The organism is Streptomyces sp. NPDC055239 (assembly GCF_053606205.1).
This window is the reverse complement of sequence record NZ_JBSGRD010000008.1, coordinates 96623-113902: the sequence shown is the minus strand read 5'-3', so window position 1 is coordinate 113902 and position 17280 is coordinate 96623. Positions and strand designations below refer to the sequence as shown.

The window sequence follows — 17280 nt, the reverse complement described above, 5'->3', positions numbered from 1 at the left end:
ACCCACCCGTTTACCCCGCATCCACCCCTGCTGTGGACACAGCCGCTCCCACTGTGGGCAGGCGTTCCGCAAGGCGGAACGGGTGGGCACAGCCCACGATGCCGGGTGCGAATGTAGGCGGCGTCCACCGGAGCGTGGCGTCCGGGGCGCACATCGAGGGGCTCCTTCTAGGCCTCGCCGCAGGTGACGCCGCCGGTTGGCCGGCCGCAAGACATCGTGCCGCACGCATGCCCGAGTGGACCCGCAGGCTCACCCGCGAGCTGGACACCTTCGCCGAGCAGAACGCCACCACCACACTGCCCGTCCCCATCGCGCTCAACCAGCCCCCGGAACCCCTCCGCCTCGGCCCCTCCGACGACGCCGAATGGGCCGCCTTCACCGCCGAGTCACTGCTCCGCGCCACGGACGGCACCCTCGATCCCCGACTGTCCCCGGACCGCCGGGTCCGCGCGGCCCTCGACCTCGCCTGGAACACCCTCGCGAGCGAGATCGCCGTGGCAGCGGCCCGCGCCCCCGAGGTCGAGTCCGCGGTACTGCCCCTGCGCGCCCGCATCTCCGTGCGCGCGGGCCTCGGCAACCTCGCCGCGGGCCTGCGCCCACCCGCCACCGGCCACGACAACCCCCACTTCTTCGACGACGCAGGCTGCGTACGCGCCTGCGTCCTCGCCCTGGCCCATCCGGGCGATCCCGAACAGGCCGCCGACCTCGCCGAGTTCGACGCCCGCTACACCCAGGACGGCGACGGCGTGCACGGCGCCCGCGCCATGGCCGCGGCGATCGCCGCGGCGCTGGGTGGCGCCGACGTCGACACGACCGTGGACGCCGCTCTCGCCCAGCTCCCCGAGCACACCGAGATCGGCCGCAACGCCTGGCACGCCGTCAAGCTCGCCCGCACCCAGGCGGAGGAGGACGGCGCGTTCGGCCTCGTACCCCTCCTGGAGCACCAGATCGTCGACCACGTCTACAGCTACGGCATCGCCGCAGCCGAGACCGTCCCGGTCGCCCTCGCCCTGACCACCGCGGCCCGCGGCCGCATCCGCGACGCGGTGCCCGCCGCCGCCTGTCTCTCCCGCGTCGCCGACTCCGCCCCCGCCCTCGCCGGTGCGCTGACCGGCGTACTCGGCACGGCCGCCGCCATTCCCGAAGCCTGGCGCGACGCCTGCCGCACGCTCTCCGGCTGCGCGCTCCCCCGCCTCGCGGGCACCGACCTGGTGGAACTCGCCGGGCACCTGGCAGCCACGGAACTGACCGCTCCAGGAGGACAATCCCGACATGACGTCATCAATGGACCCAACAGGACCGGATCTCCCTGAACGCATCACCGCCTGCCTGGTCGGAGCAGCCGTCGGCGACGCGATCGGCGGGCCGGTCGAGGGCTACTCCCCCGAGCAGATCGTCGAACGGCACGGCGGTCGCGTACACGGCATCGTCGGGCCCTGGAACGGCGACCAATGGCGCACCGCCCGCCCCATCGCGCCGTACCACAAGGGCGACGGGCACGTCACCGACGACACCTTGATGACGCACGCGCTCATCCGCGTGTACGCCTCCGTCCGCGACCACCTGGACGCCTACGCGGTCGCCGACCACCTGGTGCCCGACCTCATGACGACCCCGCGCTGGATCCCGGAACTGGAAGCGGAGGCCATCCCTCTCCACCGCCTCTTCCTCGCCGAGAAGTGGATCGTCGCCCGCCTCCACTACGGCCACGTCGACCCGCGCGAGGCAGGTACGGGAAACATCGTCAACTGCGGTGCGGCGATGTACATGGCGCCGGTCGGCCTGGTCAACGCGGCGAACCCGAAGGGCGCGTACGCCGAGGCCCTCGACATCGCGGGCGCGCACCAGTCGTCGTACGGGCGTGAGGCGGCCGCGGTCTTCGCGGCGGCGGTGGCGGCGGCGTGCGCACCGGGCGCCACGCCGACCTCGGTGATCGACACCGCCCTCGGTCTCGCGAAGGACGGAACGCGGGCCGCGATCGAGTCGGTGGTCGAAGTGGCCGCCCATCACCACGACTTCGAGTCGGCGCTGACCCCGCTGCGCACCGCGGTCACCCCGTTCGACACGGTCGGCCCCGACTACCGTGCCCCGTCGCTCGGCGCCCGCCGCCCCTCCCGCCTGCACGCCATCGAGGAACTCCCCGTCGCGCTCGGCATGCTCCTGGTGGGCGACGGCGACTACCGCCACACGGTGCTCGGCTCGGTCAACTACGGCCGTGACTGCGACTCCATCGCGACCATGAGCGGCGCGATCGCGGGCGCCCTCGGCTCGGACGCCCCGCCCGAGTGGTCGAAGACGGTCGCGGAGGCGAGCCGCCTGGACCTGCACGCCCCCGCGGCGACGCTCGCGGAGGTCGCCCAGGAGATCTTCACCCGCGACGTACGGCGCCGCCGCGCCCACGAGTCGGCGTACGCGGCCCTGACGGCCACCCCATGATCCGCCTCACCTGGGTCCAGCCGGAGGACCTGGTGGGCCACGAACTCCGCCAGGCACAGGAGGAGGGCAAGGACGCGAGCTCCGTACGTTCCCGCTGGCTGGCGGCGGGCGGCCACTTGGCGCCCACGACGGCAGGAGCATCACCGTCTCCGGCCCCACCCCACCTCCGAGCACTGGCGAAACAGCTTCTCGACGAACTGTCGCCCGCGTTGTGGGCGGGCGCCGCACCGGAGAACAAGGCCCCGCGGCAGGCGGTTTCGGGAAGGGGCGGGATGGGGGAAAAGAAGGCCCTGCGTCAGCGCCTCCACGCCGCCTGGCTGGGCAGGGCGGCAGGCTGCCTCCTGGGTAAACCGGTGGAGAAACTCCCCCTGGACGGCATCAGGAGCCTCGCCAAAGCAACAGGCAACTGGCCCCTGAACACCTGGTTCACGGAGAGAGGCGTACCCAGGGAACTGAACGAAACGTACCCCTGGAACAAGCGCTCCGCGCCCACCTCCCTCGCCGAGAACATCGACGGCATGCCCGAGGACGACGACCTCAACTACCCCCTCCTCAACCTCCGTCTCCTCCAACGCCACGGACGGGACTTCACCACCACGGACGTGGCGAGGCTCTGGCTGGACGAGCTGCCCGCCGCCCGCACCTTCACCGCCGAACGCGTCGCCTACCGCAATCTCCTCAACGGCATCGAACCCCCGCACACCGCCACCCACCACAACCCGTTCCGCGAATGGATCGGCGCCCTGATCCGCGCCGACGTCCACGGCTGGACCCACCCCGGCGCCCCCACGGCGGCAGCCGACAGCGCCTACCGCGACGCGTGCCTGACCCACACCGCCAACGGCGTGTACGGCGCGATGTTCGCGGCGGCCACCATCGCAGAGGCTGCGGCAGGCACCGGTGACGTCCACCACTGCCTCCGCACGGGCCTGACCGTCGTACCGCAGGACTCGCGCCTGGCCCGCGCGATCCGGCACGGCGTCCAACTGGCCGAGCGGGCAACGGACTTCGACCTCGTGGTGGACGACCTGCACGCCACCTACGGCCATCACCACTGGGTCCACGTCATCCCCAACGCCGCACTCCTGTCCGCCGCCCTCACCCACGCCGACGGCGACTTCACCGGCTCCATCACCCGCGCCGTGTCCGGCGGCTGGGACACCGACTCGAACGGCGCGACCGCGGGCTCGATCGCGGGCCTGCTCGCGGGTCACCCGGACGCGCTGCCGGAGCGCTGGACATCGCCGCTCAAGAACCGTCTCGCCAGCTCCGTCCCGGGTTTCGACGGCACCGGCTTCGACACCCTCGCGGACCTCACCACCGAACTCGCCCAGGAGAGAACCCACCCATGACCCACATCGCCGTGCTCGGCAGCACGAACATGGACCTCGTCGCGTACGTCGCCAAGGCCCCGCAGCGCGGAGAGACCGTCACCGGGCGCGAGTTCCGTACGCTCCCCGGCGGCAAGGGCGCCAACCAGGCCGTCGCAGCAGCCCGCGCGGGCGCCGACGCGGTGTCGATGATCGGCGCGGTCGGCAACGACGCCTACGGCACCCAGCTCCGCGCCGCACTCGAACACTCCGGCGTCGACACCGACCTGCTGCGTACCGTCGAGGCCGCCACCGGCACCGCGCACATCGTCGTCGACGACGAGGGCGGCAACGCGATCGTCGTCATCCCCGGCGCCAACGCCACGCTCACCGCGCTCGCCCCCGGCGACGAGGGCCTGATCGCCTCAGCCGACACCCTCTTGCTCCAGCTGGAGATCCCCGTCGACGGGGTGCTCGCCGCCGCACAGGCCGCCCGCAGGCACGGCGTGCGCACCATCCTCACCCCGGCGCCCGCCCAGCCCCTCTCCCCCGAACTCCTCTCCTCCATCGACCTGTTGATGCCGAACGAGCACGAGGCGGCCACCCTCACCGGACTGACCGACGCGCACGACGCCGCCCGTTCGCTCCTCTCCCAGGTCCCCGAAGTCGTCGTCACGCTCGGCGCGCGCGGCAGCCTGTACGCGGCCCGGGGCGCGGAGCCTGTCCTGGTGGCGGCCCCGAACGTCACCGCCGTGGACACGACCGGTGCGGGCGACACGCTCGTCGGAACCCTGGCGGTGGCGCTCGCGGAAGGCCGTTCCGTGCCGGACGCGCTGGCCTGGGCGGCGTCGGCGGCGGCGCTCTCCGTACAGCGGACAGGAGCATCGTCGTCCATGCCGTTCCGCTCCGAGATCGACACCCAGGTCAATGGGGCGACCTCGTGACCGCACCCCTCACCGGCCTCCGCGTCCTGGACCTGGCGACGCTCTTCGCGGGGCCGCTCGCCGCCACGATGCTCGGCGACTTCGGCGCGGAGGTCATCAAGGTCGAGCACCCGCGCAGGCCCGACCCGTCCCGGGGACACGGCCCGTCGAAGGACGGCGTCGGCCTCTGGTGGAAGCTGCTCGGCCGCAACAAGCGCACGATGACGCTCGATCTCTCCACACCGGGGGGCCGCGAGACCCTCCTGCGCCTTGCCGCGACAGCGGATGTGATCGTCGAGAACTTCCGCCCGGGAACCCTGGAGAAGTGGGACCTGGGCTGGGAGGAGCTGAGCGAGGTGAATCCCCGTCTCGTCCTGACCCGTGTCACGGGCTTCGGCCAGTTCGGCCCGTACTCACGGCGCCCCGGCTTCGGCACGCTCGCGGAGGCGATGAGCGGTTTCGCCGCGATCACCGGCGAACCGGACGGGCCGCCGACCCTGCCGCCCTTCGGCCTCGCCGACTCGATCGCGGGGCTCGCGACGGCGTACGCGGTGATGACGGCGCTCGCGGCCCGCGACCGGACGGGCAAGGGCCAGGTGGTGGACATGGCGATCATCGAGCCGATCCTCACGGTGCTCGGCCCGCAGCCGCTCTGGTACGACCAGCTGGGTCATGTGCAGCCCCGTACCGGCAACCGCTCCACCAACAACGCGCCCCGCAACACCTACCGCACTGCGGACGGCAGTTGGGTCGCCGTCTCCACGTCGGCCCAGTCGATCGCCGAGCGCGTGATGCGCCTGGTGGGCCGCCCGGAGTTGATCTCCGAGCCGTGGTTCGCGACGGGCGCGGACCGCGCGGCCCACGCGGACGTGCTCGACGGGGCGGTCGGCGGCTGGATCGCCCGGCACACCCGCACGGAGGTGATCGAGGCCTTCGAGAAGGCGGAGGCGGCGGTCGCTCCCATCCAGGACGTACGAGATGTCATGACGGATCCCCAGTACGCGGCCCTGGACACCGTCACCACGGTCGACGACCCGGAGCTCGGCCCGCTGCGCATGCAGAACGTCCTCTTCCGCCTCTCCGAGACACCAGGATCGATCGGCTGGGCGGGCCGCCCGCACGGAGCGGACACGCAGGACGTCCTGACCGAACTCGGCCTGACGGAACGGGAGATCGCGGGCCTGCGCGAGGAGGGCGCGCTGTGAAGGACACGCCTCTGACCTGGCTGTACGCCCCCGGCGACCGGCCGTCCGTGGTGGCGAAGGCCCTGCTCGCGGGCGCCGACGCCGTCATCATCGACCTGGAGGACGCGGTCGGCCCCGACCGCAAGGAGTACGCGCGAGCGGCGACGGCCGAGCTGCTCTCCGAGATCCCCGCCGTCCCGGTCCACGTCCGCGTGAACGCCCTGGACAGCCCTCTGTCCGATGCCGACCTCCGGGCGATCGCGCACCTCCCCGGGGTCTTCGGCCTGCGCCTGCCCAAGGTGACCTGCCCCGCCGACGTCGTCCGTGTCGCGGAACGAGCGGCCCCGGCGGACGGCGGCGCCCCCGCACTGCACGCCCTCATCGAATCGGCCGTCGGCCTGGAGCACGCCTTCGCCATCGCCACCGCGCACCCGGCCGTGCACGGGCTCTCCATCGGCGAGGCGGATCTCCGCGCGGACCTGGGCGTACGTGACGACGCGGGCCTCGACTGGCCCCGTGCGCGCGTGGTGGTGGCCGCGCGGGCGGCGGGCCTGGCACCGCCCGCACAGTCGGTCTACACGGACATCCGTGACATCGCGGGCCTGACGGCGTCCTGTGCGCACGGCCGTTCCCTGGGCTTCCTGGGCCGCGCCGCGATCCACCCGCGCCAGCTCCCCGCCATCGAACGCGCCTATCTCCCCACCTCTGAGGAGATCGACCACGCCGAGCAGATCGTCAAGGCGGCCACGACGGAGGCGGGCGCCCTGGCTCTCCCGGACGGCACGTTCGTGGACAAGGCCGTGGTGGAGGGCGCGCGTCGGGTCCTCGACCTCGCGCGGCGGCGCGCATAGCGCTGGGGCCGCCGGATCGGTGATCCGGCGGCCCCAGCGACGTACTACGAAGCAGATGTACTGAGCAGAGAGCGTGTCAGCCCTTCTTGGCGGACTCGCCCACGTCCTCCGCGTCCTTGGACGCTTCGGCTTCGGCATCGGCCTCGTCGTCCGTGGACTCGGGCTTGGACAGGGACGGCTTCGCGTCATCGCCCTCCGAGGCTTCCTCACCCTCGGGCACGGGCTCGACGATCTCCTCGCGACCGGGGCGCTTCTTCGCCGAGAGCACGAAGTAGACGACGGCGAGGACGAAGACCGCGATGGCGGTCCAGACGTTGAGGCGCACTCCGAGCACGTGGTGCGCGTCGTCGACCCGCATGTACTCGATCCAGCCGCGGCCCGCGCAGTACGAGGCGACGTACAGCGCGAAGGCCCTGCCGTGTCCCAGCTTGAAGCGGCGGTCGGCCCAGATGACCAGGAAGCCGACGCCGATGCACCAGAGGGACTCGTAGAGGAACGTCGGGTGGTACGTGCCGGGGACCCGGCCGTCCTCCGCCGACGTGATCTTCAACGCCCACGGCAGATCCGTGGCCTTGCCGTACAGCTCCTGGTTGAACCAGTTGCCCCAGCGGCCGATCGCCTGGGCGAAGGCGATGCCGGGGGCGAGGGCGTCGGCCCAGGCGGGCAGCGGGATGCCGCGCCGGCGACAGCCGATCCAGGCGCCGACCGCGCCGAACGCGATCGCGCCCCAGATACCGAGGCCGCCCTCCCAGATCTTGAAGGCGTCCACCCAGTCACGGCCCTCGCTGAAGTACAGCTGGTAGTCCGTGATCACGTGGTAGAGACGCCCGCCGACGAGGCCGAACGGCACGGCCCAGACGGAGATGTCGGCCACGGTGCCTGGGCGGCCCCCGCGAGCGATCCACCGCTTGTTGCCGAGCCAGACGGCGACGAAGACGCCGATGATGATGCAGAACGCGTAGCCGCGCAGCGGAATGGGGCCGAGTTCGACCACTCCGCGCGAGGGGCTGGGAATGAAGGCAAGGTCCATGGCAGGTCCGACGCTATCGTGCCGGGCGGTATCCAAGGCAACCAGCCCGGCTACGTCTCCATAACAGGACCCCGTCCAAGGCCCGTCCAAGGCCCGCCCAAGACCCGCCCGAAGGCGCGGTCGCCCCCTGGCTAGCCCCTGTTCGCCGCCTCCACCTTCGCCTTCAGCTTCGCCGGGGTCAGCGGATTCTTCTGGTCACCGAAGATGTTCTTGCCGTCGAGCAGCACGCTCGGCGTGCCCTTCAGGCCCGATTCCTGGAACGCCTTGTTCGACTTGGTGGCCCAGCTGTCGTGCTTGCCGTCGTCCACGCACTTCTTGAAGGGGTCGGTGACGAGGCCGTCCACCTTGCCCGCGAGGTCGATCAGCTTGCTGTTCTTGCTGAACGCGTCGTCCGGCTCCGCGGGCTGGTTCTCGTACAACACGTCGTGGTACTCGGTGAACTTTCCGACGTCCTGGGCGCAGGCCGCCGCGTTGGCCGCGCGCAGGGAGCCGCTGCCGCCCATGTTCCCGTCGATGATCGTCGCCAGGTGATACTCGACCTTGAGCTGGCCGCTGTCGGCGAGCTCGTGGATCGTCTTGCGGTACGTGTCCTCGAACTGCTTGCAGGCGGGGCAGCGGAAGTCCTCCCAGATGGTGAGGGTGGACTTGGCGCCGGCCTTGCCGACGGGGATCGAGAGCTGGTCCTCGCCGTTCGCGCCCTTGGGGGCGGACAAGGGGCCGCTCGAAGTGTCCTTGTCGTCACCCGAGTTGGCGGCGACCAGGCCGACCACGGCGGCGAGCGCGAGCACGCCCACGACGGCGGCACTCACGATCAACACTCTGCGCTGCTTGTCCCGCGACTTCTGCCGCTCTCGCTCTTCCGCCAGCCGGTCGCGGGCCGCGCGCTTTCCCTCACGGTTCTTCTCGCTCACACCCGGCCAACGAACCGGGGAGGCACGAGCGTGCCTCCCCGGTCCCATGTCCACCCATACGAGTTACGGAGTCACGCGTTGCCGCGAACTCCCTGGGCGAGATCACCGGCGAGCGCACGGACGGCGGCGAGGCCCGCGGCCTCGTCCTCCGCGTCCAGCATCCGCTGTACGAAGGCGGAGCCGACGATCACGCCGTCGGCGAAGCCCGCGACCTCGGCGGCCTGGCGGGCGTTGGAGACGCCGAGGCCGACACAGACCGGCAGGTCGGTGGTGGCCTTGGTACGCCGCACCAGCTCCTGCGCCTGCTCCCCCACGGACGCACGGGTACCCGTGACGCCCATGAGCGATGCCGCGTAGACGAAGCCGGAACCGGCCGCCGTGATGGTGGCGAGCCGCTCGTCCTTGCTGCTCGGCGCGACGACGAAGACGGTCGCGAGGCCGTGCTTCTCGGCGTGCTCCCTCCAGGTCGCCGACTCCTGGACGGGCAGGTCGGGCAGGATGCACCCGGCGCCGCCCGCCTCGGCGAGTTCGGCGGTGAAGCGCTCGATGCCGTAGCGGTCGATCGGATTCCAGTACGTCATGATGAGCACCGGCTTGCCGGTCGCCTCGTGGGCCTCGCGCACCGTGCGCATCACGTCGGCGATCTTCAGGCCCGCCTTGAGCGCGATGTCGTCGGCGGTCTGGATGACGGGACCGTCCAGGACGGGGTCGCTGTGCGGGAGGCCGACCTCGACGACGTCGGCGCCGCCGTCGAAGACGGCCTTGATGGCCGCGATGCCGCCGTCCACGGTCGGGAACCCGGCCGGGAGGTAGGCGATGAGGGCGGAGCGCCCCTCGGCCTTGGCGGCCGCGAGGGTGTCGTCCAGCAGGTGGATGTTGCCGCTCACTTGGCGTCTCCCTCGATCTCCGCGCCGGTGCCGGCCGCGTCCGCCTCGACGGCGGCGTCCGTGTCGTACAGGCCGAAGTAGCGGGCGGCCGTGTCCATGTCCTTGTCGCCGCGCCCGGACAGGTTGATGATCATCAGCCCGTCCTTGCCGAGCTCCTTGCCCACTTCGAGCGCCCCGGCGAGCGCGTGGGCGCTCTCGATGGCCGGGATGATGCCCTCCGTGCGCGAAAGGAGACGCAGGGCCTGCATGGCCGCGTCGTCGGTGACCGCGCGGTACTCGCCGCGGCCACTGTCCTTGAGGTAGGCGTGCTCGGGGCCGATGCCCGGGTAGTCGAGTCCGGCGGAGATCGAGTAGGGCTCGGTGATCTGCCCTTCCTCGTCCTGGAGGACGTAGGACCGTGAGCCGTGCAGGATTCCCGGCTCACCGGCGGTCAGCGTCGCCGCGTGCTCGCCGGTCTCGATGCCGTGGCCCGCGGGCTCACAGCCGATGAGCCGGACGTCGGCGTCCGGGATGAAGGCGTGGAAGAGGCCGATGGCGTTGGAGCCACCGCCCACACACGCGACGGCGGCGTCGGGGAGACGGCCCGCGCGCTCGATGATCTGGCGCCGTGCCTCCACTCCGATGACACGGTGGAAATCGCGCACCATGGCGGGGAAGGGGTGCGGGCCCGCCACGGTCCCGAAGAGGTAGTGCGTGCGGTCCACGTTGGCGACCCAGTCGCGGAACGCCTCGTTGATGGCGTCCTTCAGGGTCCTGCTGCCGGACTTCACGGCGATGACCTCGGCGCCGAGCATGCGCATGCGGGCCACGTTCAGGGCCTGGCGCTCGGTGTCGATCTCACCCATGTAGATGGTGCATTCGAGGCCGAAGAGCGCGCAGGCGGTGGCGGTGGCGACGCCGTGCTGGCCCGCGCCGGTCTCCGCGATGACGCGCGTCTTGCCCATGCGCTTGGTGAGCAGGGCCTGGCCGAGCACGTTGTTGATCTTGTGCGAGCCGGTGTGGTTCAGATCCTCGCGCTTGAGGAAGACCCGCGCGCCACCGGCGTGCTCGGCGAACCGGGGCACTTCGGTGAGGCTGCTGGGGCGGCCGGTGTAGTTGACCAGGAGGTCGTCGAGCTCGCGGGCGAACTCGGGGTCGCTCTTGGCCTTGTCGTACTCGACGGCGACCTCGTCGACGGCGGCGACGAGGGCCTCCGGGATGAACTTGCCGCCGAACGCGCCGAAGTAGCCTTCGGCGCTGGGGACTTGACCCTCGGGGTCGGGGTGAAAGTACTCGCTGGACATGCCTCTACCTCACGTGGCGTGAATGGGTGATCTGCGGTGCGATCGACCCCCGCCAGGGGCGCGGGGAACTGCGCGAGCAAGCCCCACCTGGGTGAGGACGGCTACGCGCCGTGAAGGGCAGACGATTCGTCCGGCCGACGCGACGCCGTGGCTGGTCGCGCAGTTCCCCGCGCCCCTGACGGGGCGCTCGGCCATCGCATCCCGTTCACCTGACCCGGCTCATCGCCGATGACGTACCGCACCCTGCGACCATGCACGCGCCGCGCGGGCGCCCGGCAGCCGCGAGGGCGGCAGCCGGGTGCGAGGCGGGCGAAGGCGGTCATCGGGAGGGGTCAGCTCCGCCCGTGACGGAGGGCGGGGTGTGCGCCCGCGGCGACGAGGTCGGAGACCGCGGACCTCGGGTCGCGGCCGGTGACGAGGGACTCCCCGACGAGGACCGCGTCGGCGCCCGCGTTGGCGAACGCGATGAGGTCGTGCGGCCCGCGCACACCGGACTCGGCGATCTTGACTACGTTGTCCGGCAGCTCGGGCGCGACGCGCTCGAAGGTGGAGCGGTCGACCTTCAGGGTCTTGAGGTCGCGGTTGTTGACGCCGATGACCCGCGCTCCCGCGTCCACGGCCCGCTCGGCCTCGTCCTCGTCGTGCACCTCGACGATCGGCGTGAGGCCGATCGAATGGGCGCGCTCGATGAGCGACTCCAGGGCGGGCTGTTCCAGGGCGGCCACGATGAGCAGGGCGAGGTCGGCGCCGTACGCCCGCGCCTCCCAGAGCTGGTACGAGGTGACGATGAAGTCCTTGCGCAGCACCGGGATGTCGACCTTGGCGCGGACGGCCTCCAGGTCGGCGAGCGAGCCGCCGAAGCGGCGCTCCTCGGTGAGCACGGAGATGACGGCGGCGCCGCCCGCCTCGTAGTCGGCGGCGAGTCCGGCCGGGTCCGCGATCGCGGCGAGCGCGCCCTTGGACGGGCTTGATCGCTTGACCTCGCAGATGACCTTGACGCCGTCGCCGCGCAGCGCGGCGACCCCGTCCTTGGCCGCAGGAGCCTTCGCCGCGCGCTCCTTGAGCTCGTCGAGGCTGACGCGCGCCTGCCGTTCCGCGAGGTCGGCACGGACTCCGTCGATGATCTCGTCGAGCACACTCACGCGAGCGGCCCCCTTCCCTGACGGTGAAGCTGCTGTTTGAACCTCAAGCTGTTCGGCTGCCTCATCAGGCATTCCGATGGTCACTGCGATGGTATCCGCAGGAGGGCGAAGGCCCCGCATCCGGTTGACGCCAGTCCCACGACCTGGACGCCCGCCACCCCTGCGGCCTGCGGTTTCTCGATATGTCAAGGATGCAGCCATGCCCCGAACGGCAGATTGCGTACGAGGGTGAAGACGGCGATGAGGACCCCGATCCCGTACAGCTGCGCCGAACCGAGATCGATCCGCAGCCCTCGTCCGCGCGCCGCACGGGCCGCCCAGAGGGTCCAGACGAGCGCGAAGACGACGTACCCGACGACGGCGAGCGCGTTGGCGCCAAGTGCCGTGGTGAAGTCGCCGTGGATGAAGGCGTGGGCGCTGCGCAGGCCGCCGCAGCCGGGGCAGAAGATGCCGGTGAGCTGGAGCAGCGGGCAGGTGGGGTAGTGGCCCGGCTCGTTCGGGTCGACCGTGCCGACGTAGGCGAAGGCGGCGATCACCGAGCCCAGCACGCCGACGGGCACGGCGAGGCGCCGCAGTGCGGGGCCGACGGCTGGTGCCGCGCTCTCGGGTTCAGCGTTCACCCGACGCATTGTGCCCTCCGGCGGCGGCCTGCGCCCGGCAAGGAAACGCGGAAGGAGGTGGTTCCGGCACATCTGCCGGAACCACCTCCCCCGTACGTCGGTCGAGGACTCAGCCCTCGGAGTGCGCGAGCTGGCCCGTCGGCTGCGGCTTGCGCTTCGCCTGGCCGAGGCCCGCGGCGCTCATGATCATGCCCACGACGCCACCGCCGATGACGATGACCATGCCGGCCACGACGCCCAGCGGGTTGGCCATCACCACGAAGGCACCCGCTACGCAGAAACCGATGACGGCGATGATGACACCGGTCCAGGCGGCCGGGGTGTGTCCGTGGCTGGTGCCTGACATGGCTTGCTCCTCGTTGCTGTGTGCGTGGTGGTGATGCATGGGTTGGTGCACGGGGTGACACATGGGGTGAGCCGAACGCTCACCGCTCCATTGTCCCGCACTCACGCGCAGGCGTGAGCCCGGGGTCACGTCTCGCGCGTGGGGTCCTCGCCGCGGTCGAGGGCCTTCCACAGGTCTTCGGGCCGGTCCGGGTCCACTGTGGGCGGCGCCTTGCGGGGGCGCGGGGCGCCGTCGCGTTCGTAGCGTCCCGACATCGCGGGCCAGGACTTGCCGTACGTCAGGGCGAGCAGTCCGGCGATCAGGATCAGCGCGCCCGCGACGGCGGCGGCGTACGGCCAGGCGGTGTGGCTGAGATCACCGATCGTGGCGGCGGCGTCGCCGGAGGCCTCCGCGGCCTTCTCGTCGAGCGCGCCGCTGTCGTCGGCGGCGAGGAGGGCGGCGGCCACGGTGCCCGCGCCGCTCAGCGCGAGCAGCAGCGAGACGAGCATCCGCCCGGCCTTGCGGACGGCGAAGACGGCGACGAGCGCGGCGAGACCCACTATGGCCAGGGCCGCCGGAACGCCCGTGACGTCGCTGCCCGTGGCGCTCAGCGGCAGCTCGCCGCCCGCGACGGAAACGGTTCCCTTGGCCCAGGTCTGGCGGGACGCGAGCAGCGCGAGGGCCGCGCCGACCGCGCCGAACAGCAGGGCCACGGCGATACTTCGCCGACCGCTGCGCTGAGCCCTGGTCTCGGGCTCGGCGTCGGCCTCGGAGGCGTCGGCGGCCTGGGTGCGGGGCGGTGGTACGGCAGAAGTCACCTCTCCACTATCCCTCACGTCCATCGGGACGCCGCAGCCGGTTGGCCGTGTGGACGGCGCGCAGGACCGCCGCCGCCTTGTTGCGGCACTCGGTGTCCTCGGCCACCGGGTCGGAGTCGGCGACGACCCCGGCTCCCGCCTGGACGTACGCCGTGCCGCCCCGCAGCAGCGCGGTGCGGATGGCGATGGCGGTGTCGGAGTCGCCCGCGAAGTCGAGATATCCGACACAGCCGCCGTACAGACCGCGCCGGGAGGGTTCGAGCTCGTCGATGATCTGCATCGCGCGGGGCTTGGGGGCGCCGGAGAGGGTGCCCGCGGGGAAGCAGGCGGTGAGGACGTCGAAGGCGGTGCGTCCCTCGGCGACCTGGCCGGTGACCGTCGAGACGATGTGCATGACGTGGGAGTACCGCTCGACGGACATGAAGTCGACGACCTCGACCGATCCTGGCTCGCAGACGCGCCCCAGGTCGTTGCGGCCCAGGTCGACCAGCATCAGGTGCTCGGCCCGCTCCTTGGGGTCGGCGAGCAGTTCGTCGCCGAGCGCCTGGTCCTCCTGCGGGGTCGCGCCGCGCGGCCGGGTGCCCGCGATGGGGTGCACCATGGCGCGCCCGTCCTCGACCTTGACGAGGGCCTCGGGCGACGACCCGACGACGTCGAACCCGTCGAAGCGGAAGAGGTACATGTACGGCGACGGATTCGTGGCCCGCAGTACGCGGTAGACGTCGAGGGCGCTGGCTTCACAGGGCGTCTCGAAGCGCTGCGAGGGGACGACCTGGAAGGCCTCGCCCGCGCGGATGCGCTCCTTGATGTCCTCCACGACCTCTTGGTACTGCTCGCCGCCCCACAGCTGCGTGTACTCCGGCAGCTCGGAAGGCGGCAGCGCGGCCGGGGGCTGGGAGACGGCCCGCGACAGGTCGGCCTCCATGGCGTCGAGGCGGGCGACCGCGTCGGCGTACGCCTCGTCGACGCCCGTGCCCAGGTCGTTGTGGTTGATCGCGTTGGCGATCAGGAGCACGGATCCGTCCCAGTGGTCGAGGACGGCCAAATCGCTGGTGAGCAGCATCGTCAGCTCGGGCAGCTGGAGGTCGTCGTGCTCGCCGGGGCCGACCTTCTCCAGGCGCCGCACGATGTCGTAGCCGAGGTACCCGACCATCCCTCCCGTGAAGGGCGGCATCCCGGATGCCAGGTCACGGGGCGTGTGCAGGGCCTCGACGGTGACGCGCAGGGCGTCGAGCGGGTCGCCGGATGTGGGCACGCCGACGGGCGGGGCGCCGAGCCAGTGGGCCTCGCCGTCGCGGGTGGTGAGGGTGGCGGCGCTGCGGACGCCGACGAAGGAGTAGCGAGACCATGACCGGCCGTTCTCCGCGGACTCCAGGAGGAACGTGCCGGGCCGCTCTGCGGCGAGCTTGCGGTAGAGCCCGACGGGAGTGTCGCCGTCCGCGAGGAGCTTGCGGCTGACGGGGATCACTCGGCGGTCGCTCGCGAGCTTGCGGAAGGTCTCGACATCCATGGGAGGAGCTTACGGCCGTGCGGGTGGCGGACGGTGTCGCGGACCGCCGGGCGAAACGCCGGCCGCTACAACTGGACGATGACCAACCGCCGTACGCTGCCTGCCCTTGTCCTCGTTCTCGCCTCGACCGCGTTCGCGGCCGCCGCACCCGACCCCGTGGTGTGGCCCGCCCCCAAGGACGTACCCGAGAGGGTGCGGGCCGCGGGCCTTCAGATGCTCGACAACGAGGCGATGGACATGCACATCCACACCACCCTGAAGGTGTTCTCCGGCGGCCGTCCCGTCACGGTTCCCGCGGACATCGGCATCGACCGCTCGGGCCCCAAGCCCCGCTACAGCCCGCTGCACACGCACGACACCACCGGCACCCTGCATGTGGAGTCGGAGCGGTGGCGGGACTTCACCCTGGGGCAGTTCATGACCGAGTGGGGCGTGAGCGGCGTACGGGAGAGGTGTGGCGCCGCTGTCGGCGGGCGCCCGAAGGCCGGTGATCCGTCCCGCATCGTGCTGCGGGACGGCGAGACGATCACTCTTCGGTGCCGCTGATTCCTGTGCCGGTGAAGGACACGGTGAGCGAGTCGGCGTCGAAGCACGTGCGCGTGCCCGTGTGACAGGCGGCGCCGATCTGGTCGACCTGGACCAGGACGGTGTCCGCGTCGCAGTCGAGGGCGACGGACTTCACGTACTGGAAGTGCCCGGACGTGTCGCCCTTGACCCAGTACTCCTGGCGGCTGCGCGACCAGTAGGTGCAGCGCCCCGTGGTGAGCGTGCGGTGCAGCGCCTCGTCGTCCATCCAGCCCAGCATGAGCACCTCGCCGGTGTCGTACTGCTGGGCGATGGCGGGGACGAGTCCGTCGGCGTCGCGCTTGATGCGGGCGGCGATCTCGGGGTCGAGGCTGCTGGGCGGAGGCGTGGCGGTCATGGGCCCATTGTGCCGCGCCTCGGGAACTCGACCGGGCCGTGTCCACTGGGCGGGCCGGGGAGCGAGTCGTAGGCTGGACCGTATGTCGACCCATGCCAAGCGTGAACGACTTCTCCTCGCCGATCTGTTGGAGGCACAGGGCCCTGATGCCCCGACCCTCTGCGAGGGCTGGAACACCCGTGATCTCGCGGCCCACGTGGTGGTCCGCGAGCGCCGCGCGGACGCCGCGGGCGGGCTGCTGATCAAGCAGCTCGCCTCGCGCCTGGAGCGTGTCCAGGCCGAGTTCGCCGCGAAGCCCTACGAGGAACTGATCCAGCTGATCAGGACAGGACCTCCGCGCTTCTCGCCCTTCTCCCTCAAGCAGATCGACGAGGCGTCGAACGCCGTCGAGTTCTACGTCCACACCGAGGACGTGCGCCGCGCCCAGCCGGACTGGACGCCGCGCGAGATCGACCCGGTCTTCTCGGACGCCCTGTGGTCCCGCCTGGAACGGATGGCCCGCCTGGTGGGCCGCAAGGCGCCGGTGGGCCTGGTCCTGCGGCGCCCCGACGGCCAGACGGCGGTGGCGCACCGCGGCACGCCCGTGGTGACGGTCACCGGAGAGCCCTCCGAGCTGCTCATGTTCGCGCACGGGCGGCAGGACGCGGCCAAGGTCGAATTGGACGGCGACAAGGACGCGATCGCCCAGCTGCACGAGACGAAGCAACTGGGTCTCTGATGATCAAGATCGCCATGACCGGCGTGTACGTCGACGACGTGGCCAGAGCCCACGCCTTCTACACGGACGTACTCGGCTTCGAGACCCGGCACCACGTCGACATGGTGGCGGGCCAGGTCTTCGTCACCGTCGGGGCGGCGGGCGGTCAGGGCGATGTGGAACTGCTCCTCGAGCCGGGCGAGGGCCCCATCGCGGAGCCCTACCGCAAGGCGCTGCACGAGGCGGGGATCCCGTGCATCGTCTTCGGGGTCGACGATGTACGCGCCGAACACGAACGGCTCGTCGGCCTCGGGGTCCGGTTCACGCAGGGGCCCGAGGAGCAGGGGCCTGTGATCACCGCGGTGCTCGATGACTCGGTGGGGAATCTGGTGCAGCTGATGCAGGACGCGTCCGCGGGGTAGCAGCACGCG

At 71.5% G+C, this 17280-nt stretch carries 20 protein-coding genes; 9 read left to right on the top strand and 11 right to left on the bottom strand.

The genetic code is table 11. From position 1 onward, the window contains the following. Nucleotides 1-98 precede the first annotated feature (98 nt). The 6 genes from ACWFRJ_RS24940 to ACWFRJ_RS24915 are packed head-to-tail and all read left to right on the top strand — an operon-like array spanning nucleotide 99 to nucleotide 6704. The gene (locus ACWFRJ_RS24940; protein WP_453534958.1) at nucleotides 99-1313 is read left to right on the top strand and encodes an ADP-ribosylglycohydrolase family protein; all 1215 of its coding nucleotides are present in this window, start codon (nucleotides 99-101) and stop codon (nucleotides 1311-1313) included. Beyond that, nucleotides 1273-2436: an ADP-ribosylglycohydrolase family protein gene (locus tag ACWFRJ_RS24935; RefSeq protein ID WP_453534955.1), complete on the top strand. Its 1164-nt coding sequence runs from the start codon at nucleotides 1273-1275 to the stop codon at nucleotides 2434-2436. The genes ACWFRJ_RS24940 and ACWFRJ_RS24935 overlap by 41 nt, the downstream gene beginning before the upstream one ends. Beyond that, a complete protein-coding gene (locus ACWFRJ_RS24930) occupies nucleotides 2433-3788 on the top strand; it encodes an ADP-ribosylglycohydrolase family protein (RefSeq protein WP_453534952.1) in 1356 nt (451 codons plus the stop codon). The genes ACWFRJ_RS24935 and ACWFRJ_RS24930 overlap by 4 nt, the downstream gene beginning before the upstream one ends. Then, complete coding sequence (rbsK, locus tag ACWFRJ_RS24925) at nucleotides 3785-4690, top strand: ribokinase (RefSeq protein WP_453534949.1); 906 nt, start codon at nucleotides 3785-3787, stop codon at nucleotides 4688-4690. The genes ACWFRJ_RS24930 and rbsK overlap by 4 nt, the downstream gene beginning before the upstream one ends. Then, entirely contained in the window at nucleotides 4687-5874 is a 1188-nt protein-coding gene (locus ACWFRJ_RS24920; protein WP_453534947.1) for a CaiB/BaiF CoA transferase family protein, read from the top strand. The genes rbsK and ACWFRJ_RS24920 overlap by 4 nt, the downstream gene beginning before the upstream one ends. Then, nucleotides 5871-6704, top strand: a complete 834-nt coding sequence (locus ACWFRJ_RS24915; protein WP_453534944.1) for an HpcH/HpaI aldolase/citrate lyase family protein — start codon at nucleotides 5871-5873, stop codon at nucleotides 6702-6704. Before ACWFRJ_RS24920 ends, ACWFRJ_RS24915 begins: the two co-directional genes overlap by 4 nt. Before the next feature lie 76 nt (nucleotides 6705-6780). Here the strand turns inward: ACWFRJ_RS24915 and lgt are convergent, their stop codons facing one another. From lgt to ACWFRJ_RS24865, 10 genes are all read right to left on the bottom strand, one after another. After that, the gene (lgt, locus tag ACWFRJ_RS24910; RefSeq protein ID WP_453534941.1) at nucleotides 6781-7734 is read right to left on the bottom strand and encodes a prolipoprotein diacylglyceryl transferase; all 954 of its coding nucleotides are present in this window, start codon (nucleotides 7732-7734) and stop codon (nucleotides 6781-6783) included. Nucleotides 7735-7865: 131 nt separating this feature from the next. Further along, a complete protein-coding gene (locus ACWFRJ_RS24905; protein ID WP_453534938.1) occupies nucleotides 7866-8645 on the bottom strand; it encodes a DsbA family protein in 780 nt (259 codons plus the stop codon). Nucleotides 8646-8716: 71 nt separating this feature from the next. Beyond that, on the bottom strand, nucleotides 8717-9532 hold the full coding sequence (gene trpA, locus ACWFRJ_RS24900; RefSeq protein ID WP_453534935.1) for a tryptophan synthase subunit alpha: 816 nt from the start codon (nucleotides 9530-9532) through the stop codon (nucleotides 8717-8719). Continuing rightward, nucleotides 9529-10815 (bottom strand): tryptophan synthase subunit beta, encoded by a 1287-nt coding sequence (gene trpB, locus ACWFRJ_RS24895; protein ID WP_453534932.1) that lies wholly within the window; start codon nucleotides 10813-10815, stop codon nucleotides 9529-9531. Before trpB ends, trpA begins: the two co-directional genes overlap by 4 nt. A 101-nt stretch (nucleotides 10816-10916) precedes the next feature. Next, a complete protein-coding gene (gene trpM / locus ACWFRJ_RS24890) occupies nucleotides 10917-11138 on the bottom strand; it encodes a tryptophan biosynthesis modulator TrpM (protein WP_383271168.1) in 222 nt (73 codons plus the stop codon). A gap of 9 nt (nucleotides 11139-11147) precedes the next feature. Next, nucleotides 11148-11957, bottom strand: coding sequence for an indole-3-glycerol phosphate synthase TrpC (gene trpC, locus ACWFRJ_RS24885; protein WP_453534929.1), 810 nt, complete (start codon nucleotides 11955-11957; stop codon nucleotides 11148-11150). Nucleotides 11958-12142: 185 nt separating this feature from the next. Then, a complete protein-coding gene (locus ACWFRJ_RS24880; RefSeq protein WP_453534926.1) occupies nucleotides 12143-12586 on the bottom strand; it encodes a DUF2752 domain-containing protein in 444 nt (147 codons plus the stop codon). 100 nt (nucleotides 12587-12686) lie between these two features. After that, the gene (locus ACWFRJ_RS24875; RefSeq protein ID WP_453534923.1) at nucleotides 12687-12923 is read right to left on the bottom strand and encodes an HGxxPAAW family protein; all 237 of its coding nucleotides are present in this window, start codon (nucleotides 12921-12923) and stop codon (nucleotides 12687-12689) included. A gap of 125 nt (nucleotides 12924-13048) precedes the next feature. Then, nucleotides 13049-13744, bottom strand: a complete 696-nt coding sequence (locus ACWFRJ_RS24870) for a TIGR02234 family membrane protein (RefSeq protein ID WP_453534920.1) — start codon at nucleotides 13742-13744, stop codon at nucleotides 13049-13051. Continuing rightward, complete coding sequence (locus tag ACWFRJ_RS24865) at nucleotides 13728-15230, bottom strand: anthranilate synthase component I (protein ID WP_453534917.1); 1503 nt, start codon at nucleotides 15228-15230, stop codon at nucleotides 13728-13730. The genes ACWFRJ_RS24870 and ACWFRJ_RS24865 overlap by 17 nt, the downstream gene beginning before the upstream one ends. A gap of 78 nt (nucleotides 15231-15308) precedes the next feature. Between ACWFRJ_RS24865 and ACWFRJ_RS24860 the strand changes: the two genes are divergently transcribed. Continuing rightward, nucleotides 15309-15776 (top strand): hypothetical protein, encoded by a 468-nt coding sequence (locus ACWFRJ_RS24860; RefSeq protein WP_453534914.1) that lies wholly within the window; start codon nucleotides 15309-15311, stop codon nucleotides 15774-15776. On the opposite strand, the gene hisI is transcribed toward ACWFRJ_RS24860, so the two are convergent. Further along, complete coding sequence (hisI, locus tag ACWFRJ_RS24855; protein ID WP_453534911.1) at nucleotides 15757-16152, bottom strand: phosphoribosyl-AMP cyclohydrolase; 396 nt, start codon at nucleotides 16150-16152, stop codon at nucleotides 15757-15759. The two genes, ACWFRJ_RS24860 and hisI, sit on opposite strands and share 20 nt — an antisense overlap. A gap of 82 nt (nucleotides 16153-16234) precedes the next feature. Between hisI and ACWFRJ_RS24850 the strand changes: the two genes are divergently transcribed. Together ACWFRJ_RS24850 and ACWFRJ_RS24845 are read left to right on the top strand one after the other, a co-directional pair. After that, complete coding sequence (locus ACWFRJ_RS24850) at nucleotides 16235-16870, top strand: TIGR03085 family metal-binding protein (protein ID WP_453534908.1); 636 nt, start codon at nucleotides 16235-16237, stop codon at nucleotides 16868-16870. After that, nucleotides 16870-17271: a VOC family protein gene (locus tag ACWFRJ_RS24845; protein WP_453534905.1), complete on the top strand. Its 402-nt coding sequence runs from the start codon at nucleotides 16870-16872 to the stop codon at nucleotides 17269-17271. Before ACWFRJ_RS24850 ends, ACWFRJ_RS24845 begins: the two co-directional genes overlap by 1 nt. The last annotated feature ends 9 nt before the right edge of the window (nucleotides 17272-17280 follow it).

Excerpts from the sequence above, each read along its gene's own strand:
- ACWFRJ_RS24880 (WP_453534926.1), bottom strand. The coding sequence starts at position 12,586 with ATGCGTCGGGTGAACGCTGAACCCGAGAGCGCGGCACCAGCCGTCGGC.
- hisI (WP_453534911.1), bottom strand. The coding sequence starts at position 16,152 with ATGACCGCCACGCCTCCGCCCAGCAGCCTCGACCCCGAGATCGCCGCC.
- lgt (WP_453534941.1), bottom strand. The coding sequence starts at position 7,734 with ATGGACCTTGCCTTCATTCCCAGCCCCTCGCGCGGAGTGGTCGAACTC.
- ACWFRJ_RS24875 (WP_453534923.1), bottom strand. The coding sequence starts at position 12,923 with ATGTCAGGCACCAGCCACGGACACACCCCGGCCGCCTGGACCGGTGTC.
- trpB (WP_453534932.1), bottom strand. The coding sequence starts at position 10,815 with ATGTCCAGCGAGTACTTTCACCCCGACCCCGAGGGTCAAGTCCCCAGC.
- ACWFRJ_RS24865 (WP_453534917.1), bottom strand. The coding sequence starts at position 15,230 with ATGGATGTCGAGACCTTCCGCAAGCTCGCGAGCGACCGCCGAGTGATC.
- trpM (WP_383271168.1), bottom strand. The coding sequence starts at position 11,138 with ATGACCGCCTTCGCCCGCCTCGCACCCGGCTGCCGCCCTCGCGGCTGC.
- rbsK (WP_453534949.1), top strand. The coding sequence starts at position 3,785 with ATGACCCACATCGCCGTGCTCGGCAGCACGAACATGGACCTCGTCGCG.
- ACWFRJ_RS24940 (WP_453534958.1), top strand. The coding sequence starts at position 99 with ATGCCGGGTGCGAATGTAGGCGGCGTCCACCGGAGCGTGGCGTCCGGG.
- ACWFRJ_RS24935 (WP_453534955.1), top strand. The coding sequence starts at position 1,273 with ATGACGTCATCAATGGACCCAACAGGACCGGATCTCCCTGAACGCATC.
- ACWFRJ_RS24870 (WP_453534920.1), bottom strand. The coding sequence starts at position 13,744 with ATGGACGTGAGGGATAGTGGAGAGGTGACTTCTGCCGTACCACCGCCC.
- ACWFRJ_RS24930 (WP_453534952.1), top strand. The coding sequence starts at position 2,433 with ATGATCCGCCTCACCTGGGTCCAGCCGGAGGACCTGGTGGGCCACGAA.
- ACWFRJ_RS24845 (WP_453534905.1), top strand. The coding sequence starts at position 16,870 with ATGATCAAGATCGCCATGACCGGCGTGTACGTCGACGACGTGGCCAGA.
- ACWFRJ_RS24860 (WP_453534914.1), top strand. The coding sequence starts at position 15,309 with ATGACCAACCGCCGTACGCTGCCTGCCCTTGTCCTCGTTCTCGCCTCG.
- ACWFRJ_RS24850 (WP_453534908.1), top strand. The coding sequence starts at position 16,235 with ATGTCGACCCATGCCAAGCGTGAACGACTTCTCCTCGCCGATCTGTTG.